Source organism: Devosia sp. (assembly GCF_028290625.1).
In the GTDB taxonomy this organism is placed as follows: domain Bacteria; phylum Pseudomonadota; class Alphaproteobacteria; order Rhizobiales; family Devosiaceae; genus Devosia.
The window spans coordinates 1-6,641 of the sequence record NZ_JAQGJM010000041.1; the positions used below are offsets into that span (position 1 = coordinate 1).

Annotated in this window: 8 protein-coding genes and 1 pseudogene; 3 read left to right on the forward strand and 6 right to left on the reverse strand. The window is 61.0% G+C overall.

Annotation, left to right across the window (positions count from 1 at the left end; all coding sequences use genetic code 11):
• The coding region (locus JWR51_RS22595) for an aldo/keto reductase (RefSeq protein WP_366525639.1) at positions 1 to 233 on the reverse strand (233 nt) is incomplete at its 3' end.
• Positions 234 to 263: 30 nt separating this feature from the next.
• Between JWR51_RS22595 and JWR51_RS22600 the strand changes: the two genes are divergently transcribed.
• The gene (locus JWR51_RS22600) at positions 264 to 566 is read left to right on the forward strand and encodes a hypothetical protein (RefSeq protein WP_299753153.1); all 303 of its coding nucleotides are present in this window, start codon (positions 264 to 266) and stop codon (positions 564 to 566) included.
• Between the two features lie 75 nt (positions 567 to 641).
• On the opposite strand, the gene JWR51_RS22605 is transcribed toward JWR51_RS22600, so the two are convergent.
• Positions 642 to 818 (reverse strand): hypothetical protein, encoded by a 177-nt coding sequence (locus tag JWR51_RS22605; RefSeq protein WP_299753155.1) that lies wholly within the window; start codon positions 816 to 818, stop codon positions 642 to 644.
• Positions 819 to 970: 152 nt separating this feature from the next.
• Between JWR51_RS22605 and JWR51_RS22610 the strand changes: the two are divergent.
• A pseudogene (locus tag JWR51_RS22610) lies at positions 971 to 1,468 on the forward strand (cation diffusion facilitator family transporter); the annotation flags it as partial.
• A 170-nt stretch (positions 1,469 to 1,638) separates the two neighbouring features.
• Here the strand turns inward: JWR51_RS22610 and JWR51_RS22615 are convergent.
• Entirely contained in the window at positions 1,639 to 2,568 is a 930-nt protein-coding gene (locus JWR51_RS22615) for a LysR family transcriptional regulator (protein ID WP_299753159.1), read from the reverse strand.
• A gap of 259 nt (positions 2,569 to 2,827) precedes the next feature.
• Here JWR51_RS22615 and JWR51_RS22620 point away from each other — a divergent pair, with 259 nt between their 5' ends.
• A complete protein-coding gene (locus JWR51_RS22620; RefSeq protein WP_299753156.1) occupies positions 2,828 to 4,771 on the forward strand; it encodes a bifunctional diguanylate cyclase/phosphodiesterase in 1,944 nt (647 codons plus the stop codon).
• Between the two features lie 740 nt (positions 4,772 to 5,511).
• On the opposite strand, the gene JWR51_RS24075 is transcribed toward JWR51_RS22620, so the two are convergent.
• The 3 genes from JWR51_RS24075 to JWR51_RS22630 all read right to left on the reverse strand — a co-directional run.
• Positions 5,512 to 5,718 carry a DUF1127 domain-containing protein gene (locus JWR51_RS24075; RefSeq protein WP_366525640.1) on the reverse strand — a complete coding sequence of 69 codons (207 nt, stop codon included), beginning with the start codon at positions 5,716 to 5,718 and terminating at the stop codon, positions 5,512 to 5,514.
• Positions 5,719 to 5,951: 233 nt separating this feature from the next.
• Positions 5,952 to 6,416: an aldo/keto reductase gene (locus JWR51_RS22625; protein ID WP_366525641.1), complete on the reverse strand. Its 465-nt coding sequence runs from the start codon at positions 6,414 to 6,416 to the stop codon at positions 5,952 to 5,954.
• The coding region (locus JWR51_RS22630) for an aldo/keto reductase (RefSeq protein ID WP_299753163.1) at positions 6,338 to 6,641 on the reverse strand (304 nt) is incomplete at its 5' end. The genes JWR51_RS22625 and JWR51_RS22630, both read right to left, overlap by 79 nt.

A 6,641-nucleotide genomic window follows, 5' to 3' on the forward strand; every position in this document is an offset into this window, starting at 1 on the left:
AGAATATGCTCTTCCGAGAAGTCGAAGGCCACCTTGCGGATGCCCCCCTTGCTCTGAATCACCACGGCTTCGCGCTCGGCGGCGGTGAAGGTGACCGCCTCCCCGAAGCGGCTTTCGCAGCGATGGAGCTCACCACCATAGATGTCGGCGTGATCGAAGACGTTGATGCCCACATCGCGGGCAGTACCCACGAGCTTCGCAATCTCGGCATTGCTCATCTTGGCGATCCGCATCAAACTGGTGGGTCATCGTGCCTTTTGGGGGTGGCGTCCCTGCTGTTCGGGGTTGCCCAGTCATTGGGCACGCCCTGGGGGTTGTTCCGCTATTACTGGATCATTTTCAAATTAGCACTCACGGTGTTGGCTGTCGTCGTACTGCTCCTGCAGACGCCGATCATCGACGCCTTGGGCGAGGCCGCAATGGCAGGGAATATGGGCACCTGGAACGGCGGGCGTGCTGCGGTCATCCTCCATAGTGCGGGCGGCCTCCTATTGCTGCTCCTAGCCACCGTGTTGTCGGTCTACAAGCCGCGTGGCCTCACGCGATACGGTGCAAGCCGGGTCTAGTCCAGCTCCACCTCGCCATCGATCACCTCATGGAGGCTTTCTGCAATGAGTAAATCGGCGGGCCAACCTTCTACATCAATAGGTCCGACGATCCGGCGCTTCCGGTTTGACCAGTGCAAAACCGCTGCTGGCAATTTCAGCCTCGATACCCCGAGCATCGATGTCGCCGAACATCCGGTCGCCGGTGTCCACCGTCGCATAATAAGTCCAGCCGACGCGATATTGGGGCGGTATCGCCGCCTCTGGTGACATCGGCAACACCAGCAGCTCGGTCTGCAGCTGGTCCTCAATCCGAGTGAAAGACGTTCACCTGCATTCGCTGACCTCCTATCCCCGCGCTCGCAAGGCATTGTTGCCCATGCTACGGCGAACCGAGGTTTCGCCGGGTGCCAGCCTTGCTCAGCGCCTGGGTACTGCGCGACGATCATTCGCACCACGGCCATGGCCATAGTGATGGGCACGGCCATGACCATGGCGGAGGCAAGGACAATAATCTGCGCGCCGCCTATCTGCACGTGCTGGCCGATGCACTCACTTCCGTACTGGCGATTGTCGCCCTGCTGTTTGGCAGCTTCTATGGATGGCTCTGGCTTGATCCAGCGATGGGCGTCGTCGGTGCTTTGGTGATCGCTCGTTGGTCGTGGGGCCTTGTCCGCAATGCTGGCGGCGTCCTGCTCGACTATATGCCGGAAAGCGAAGACCTGCCGGAAGAAATCCGCGAGTTGATCGAAGTCGATGGTGACAAAATCAACGACCTGCACGTATGGCAGGTCGGGCCGGGACACCATGCGGCGATCGTTTCGATTGCATCCCGAGCGCCCAAGTCTGTGGCGGTCTATAAAGCCAAGCTGGCCCACATTCACGATCTTTCGCACGTCACCGTCGAGGTCGCAGGCCAATAGACTGCCGATTCCATAAGGTGGGTTTCCCGCCTCGTGATGAATCATAATTGCAATCCTTGGAGTGTTCCGGACGACCCGCGCAGCGGTATGTCGTGAACACTCTTACTCACAGATTCTAACCTCCGCACGGTGCTTCCAGCACATCGGTGACCGCCTCGTACTGGGACCGCTTATGCCAGCGGCGTGCGTGATGCTTCCTTGCATACCGACTGCACGGTCTCACGCAGCCATTGGTGCGCCGGCTGATCATCCAGTCGGCGCGGCCACATCATCACCGTGTCGATGCTCGAGGCGGAATGGAACAGGCCGCGAACCGCCAGGGGACCTTCCCTCGCCAGTTCGTCTGCGACCGGCCGGGGAAGGACCGCAACCAAGTCGGAAGTCCTCAAGATTCGCTCCGCCGCCAGGAAGGGTGCCCGCAGCGCGATCCGCCGTGTCAGTCCCTGCTGATCAAGGGCTTCGTCGATGGAGGCAATCGAGTGCTGAACCGACGTGACTTCAAGATGCCGCAGCACCGCGAACTCCTCGATCGAGAGGTCCTTGGAACCCGCCGCGGGATGATCTTTGCGAAACACCGCCACGAACTCATCGCGCCGCAACCGCTTGCGTGAAAATCTTTCTCCCTCATGAGCGAACGACCCCAAGGCGAGGTCCAGTTCGCCGCGGTCCAACCCATCCGGGACGTTCAGCAGATCGACAGGCCTAAGGTCGAGCAAGACTTGGGGAGCGATCTCGCTCGCGCGGGCGACAAGCGGTCTCGCCAGCAGCACGGCCGCGTAATTGTCGACGGCAATCCGGAACGTCCTGCTCGCCGTCCAGGGGTTGAACTGGGTTGGCTCGAGCGATCCGTGCAGCAGGTCGAGCGACTGCCGGATGGAAGGGGCTAGCCGCTCGGCGCGTGGCGTTGGCACCATCCCGGTTGGCGTCCGGATGAAGAGCTCATCGTCCATAGCTAGCCGAAGCCGCCTCAGCGCGTGGCTCAAAGCCGGCTGACTGATCGACAATCTTTCGGCCGCGCGAGTAACGCTTCGCTCCCGCATCACGGCATCGAAAACGACCAACAAATTGAGGTCAAACTTGGCGTCTTTCCGAGACGGCATCCGGCGTTCCCCATAGAATGGCAGCCCCCCTGCATAGCGACAACGACGTGGGACTTCAAAGGGGCCGTTTCTCTGGACGATATGCACGATGGACATATCGCAGTGAAATCAATGCATTTGCCATCACCGCGTCGGGCTGGCTAGCTTCGGTGGCGGTACTGTCCGTCATGGCCGAGGTTGAGGGTGCCACCGATCCTCTGGCTACCAGGGCCGAACTCACTTCGGCCTGCCCGACCACATCTGGCTAATCAGGAAACCAATGCCACGCTTCTTCTTTCACCTACGCGGTGACCACGGAGAACTGGCCGACACTGACGGCATGGAGCTTAGTGACCCCATGGCGGCGCAAGTGCTCGCCCGGACCCGCGCGCTACCCCTTCTTCGCCGACTCAACCCGATCCTCCAAATCACCGACGACACGGGTCAATCGCACGGGGCGGTGCCGCTTGGTTGCGCGGCAGTTGGCGATCAGCCAGTGCCAACCATGGCTGAGAGAAGCGTCTGGCTGCGCCATTGGAGGTCTTGGTTCGGCAACATCGAGGAACTGATTGGGGCAGGTTATTTTGAGTACGAAGCTTCGAGCAACTCTTTTGGCGTGTCCAGGGGCTTCGCCCGCATTCTAGGGCTTCCCGAGGATCAGAGCCTCTCATTTGACGACGTATTGCACCGCTGCGCCGAGGGGACCCGGCACATATTACGCGAGAAAATGGCGTCCGCGATCGAGCTTGGGGACCTCTTCGATCTAGATCTAGATCTAGAGATCTCAGTTCCAGGCGAGCCCCAACGCTGTATCCACCTAGTAGGGCTTCGGGATGACAGTCGTGTGGACGGCGTTTGGGTTTCCGGAGTCTGCGCGGATATCAGTGAACGGAGGCGGCTGGAGTCGGAGGTCTGGGATGCATCGAACCACGATCCGCTTACGGGCCTCCCCAATCGCATCCAATTCCGCAGCCGTCTGCAAGCTGCTCTCCGTCAGGCTGATGGCGCGGGAAGCAGGGTGGGAATTCTATTGATCGGGCTCGACCACCTTCAGGATATCACCAACCAGTTCGCGGAGAGACGGGCCGAGGGCGCGCTTCGTTCTGTGGGCGACTGGCTCAAGGGGCTGAGTTGCGGAGCGGAGCGAGTAGCCAGGGTAGGAGATGATGCGTTTGCAATCATCATACCTGAACTGCCGCACCGGTCCCGTGCCGCAGTGATGGCCGACACGATCAGTGCAGGCCTCCGGAAGCACTTGGTCGGAGCAGGACTCAACTGCGCCACCCACGCGGGTGTTGCTGTCTTTCCTGATAATGGGCGCGATGCCGACGCACTCCTCAAGGATGCCGAACTGGCGCTGTCGCTGGCAAGAATGGGCTCCCAACGGAGGGCCGTCCCATACTCCCCCAGGCTGCGACGCGAATGGCTGCGCACTCTGCAGGTTTCAGAGCAGGCAAGAACTGCACTCTCTGAGGACCAAGTCTTTCCCTTCTATCAGCCGCAAATAGATCTCTCGACGGGACGCACCACGGGGTTTGAAGCCCTCTTGCGCTGGCGTCATCCGAGTAAGGGGATCCAGCCCCCGGGTGCCATCATCGAGGCGTTCAAGGATCCGGAGCTCGCCATGTTGCTGTCCGAGCGGATGCGCTCCCGCATCCTGACCGACATCAGGGGGTGGCTCGATCGGGGCCTGCCGATCGGCCGAATTGCGATCAACGCATCGGCCATCGAACTGGGAGAGAGGCATTTCTCGGCCGGTGTGCTTGCCGGTCTCGCCCGCTTTCGAGTGCCGCCCGAATTGATCGAAATCGAGGTGACAGAAACAGCGTTCATGGGGCGGCAAGCCGACGAAGTGGCCGATCAGTTGAAAATCCTAACGCAAAGTGGCATCAGAGTGGCGCTGGACGACTTCGGTACCGGCTACGGCTCGCTGATTCACTTGAAGCACTTCCCTGTCGAGGTTCTCAAGATCGATCGATCGTTCATTGCCGACATCGGCCGCACCAACCAGTCTGCCGTCATCATCCGAGCCATTATCGGCCTCGCCAAATCACTCGACCTTGAAGTAGTCGCCGAGGGCGTCGAGACGCCCATTCAGGCCCAGTTCCTGGCGGACGAGGGCTGTACGCGGGTGCAGGGATACCTGTTCGCAAGACCGGTGCCACCTGCCGAGGTGCCGGCCTTGGCGACCGCGACCTGGCAACAATGGCAGGTTTCCAAATGATGCCGCCTACACCCGAGAGTTCTCCCACGTCGCGACCTTGATCCAGACTCCACATCGGCAGTCGGCTTCCCCTACCTGCTGCTCCTTGATCACGCCGATGATCTGTTCCTCGCTAAATCGCGAAGCCTTCATAGTCCGTCTCCTCCAGTGGGCCGACTTTACTCATTGTTGGAGGAGACCAAAGTGCCAGATCAGCGCGGACAATGTCTGCCGATGGCGCACTGCTGATGCGGCTAAAGCCCCGATTGCCCGCTCTAAGACCAGGAACTCTGCTCCGCGACCTGAGGCAACTGCCGCATCGCCCGCACGCCTGCGGCGTTGAAGGGATTTGCGAACGCGGTCACATGGTCGATAATTGCCCGACACTGCGCCTGCCGCTGCAAGGTCTGGGCCTTTGGGCCAACACCAGACCACCGGAGACGGCACGTCGACCGCGTCGAAGCCCAACCGATCAATGAACTCGGCGACCAGTTTTTGCGCGCCCGCATTGTCGCCGGCGACGGCGAGAGCCTGGCGATTGGAATGACCAAGCGGCAATGCGATCTCCACCAGTTCGTGATAGCCGAGATGCCTGGTTGCGGCGATCGTCTCCCGCTATCTGGCCTCCCACCCCCAAGGTACGCGTGCAGCTTTCAGCCACCAATCGGCGTATCGACGTGATCAAGGAAGGCGTGGATGTAGCCATCCAGGTTCGGTTCCGCCGGCAATCACCGCTGCGCAAGAATGTCCTGGACGTAGCCTCACACCAACACCGATGAGTTGGGAAGTGTGTCGCCGGGGATTTCGCTGATCGTCCTGGGGTGCCTGTGGTAGATTTCACTCGGATCAACCCCTATGTCTCGCAACAGGCGCGGTTCGGTCCCATGAAGCTTGCGCCGTAGTTTGCGCCGCGCCCACCATGCGGCCAACACCTGCGACATAGCGGCATGCAGCGAAGGTCGCCGCATCGGAGGGTGGAGCAGCAGGGCGCTGGAGTTTCGATCGCACGAGATGAAAAAGTCACGTTAGGATTCCACACTTAGTCTTGGGTCGGCGCAAGTGGCCAACTGACCGATCGCTGAAGTAGATCGGTCCGTTTTGCCTGCTGGTCCACGCCATGCGAAACAGAGATATCCGCATGACGGCCTCGAATGAGGGCATCCGGGGGCGGTGCTCTATCGGCGTCTAATGAGGCCGCTGGTTAGGGGAGTACGTGTCCGGCCGCGGTGAACAGACGGTACCACTCGTGACGCGTCAGCGGCACGGACGAACCGGCTGCCGCATCGGTGACACGGTTTGGCTTGGTCGTGCCCAGCACGACCTGGATATTGGCCGGATGGCGGGTGATCCAGGCCACGGCGATGCCGGTCGGCGTTACGCCATAGGTTTCGGCCAGCTCGTCGATGGCGTCATTGAGCTCAGCGAAATTCTCGCGATCGCCCAGGAACACGCCATCGAAGAAGCCCTTCTGGAATGGCGACCACGCCTGCAGCATCATGTCGCTAAGACGGGAATAGTCGAGCAGGCCGACATCGCGGGAGATCGACTGGTCGAGACCGGCCATGTTGGCGGCAACGCCTTGGGCGATCAGGGGGGCGTGGGTGATGCTGAGCTGCACCTGATTGACCACCAGTGGCTGTTGGACCGCGGTCTTGAGCAGTTCGATCTGGCCCGGCGTCTGGTTGGAAACGCCGAAATGGGAACCTTGCCGGCCGCCTGCAGCTTGTCGAAGGCTGCCGCGACCTCCTCGGGCTCCACCAGCGCATCGGGCCGATGCAGCAGCAGAAGGTCGAGATAGTCGGTACGCAGGGCGGCCAGCGAGCCGTCCACCGCGGCAAGAATATGCTCTTCCGAGAAGTCGAAGGCCACCTTGCGGATGCCCCCCTTGCTC

Coding starts and splice junctions, on each gene's coding strand:
- JWR51_RS22605 (WP_299753155.1), bottom strand. CDS start 818: ATGTCACCAGAGGCGGCGATACCGCCCCAATATCGCGTCGGCTGGACT.
- JWR51_RS22615 (WP_299753159.1), bottom strand. CDS start 2,568: ATGCCGTCTCGGAAAGACGCCAAGTTTGACCTCAATTTGTTGGTCGTT.
- JWR51_RS22620 (WP_299753156.1), top strand. CDS start 2,828: ATGCCACGCTTCTTCTTTCACCTACGCGGTGACCACGGAGAACTGGCC.
- JWR51_RS24075 (WP_366525640.1), bottom strand. CDS start 5,718: ATGCGGCGACCTTCGCTGCATGCCGCTATGTCGCAGGTGTTGGCCGCA.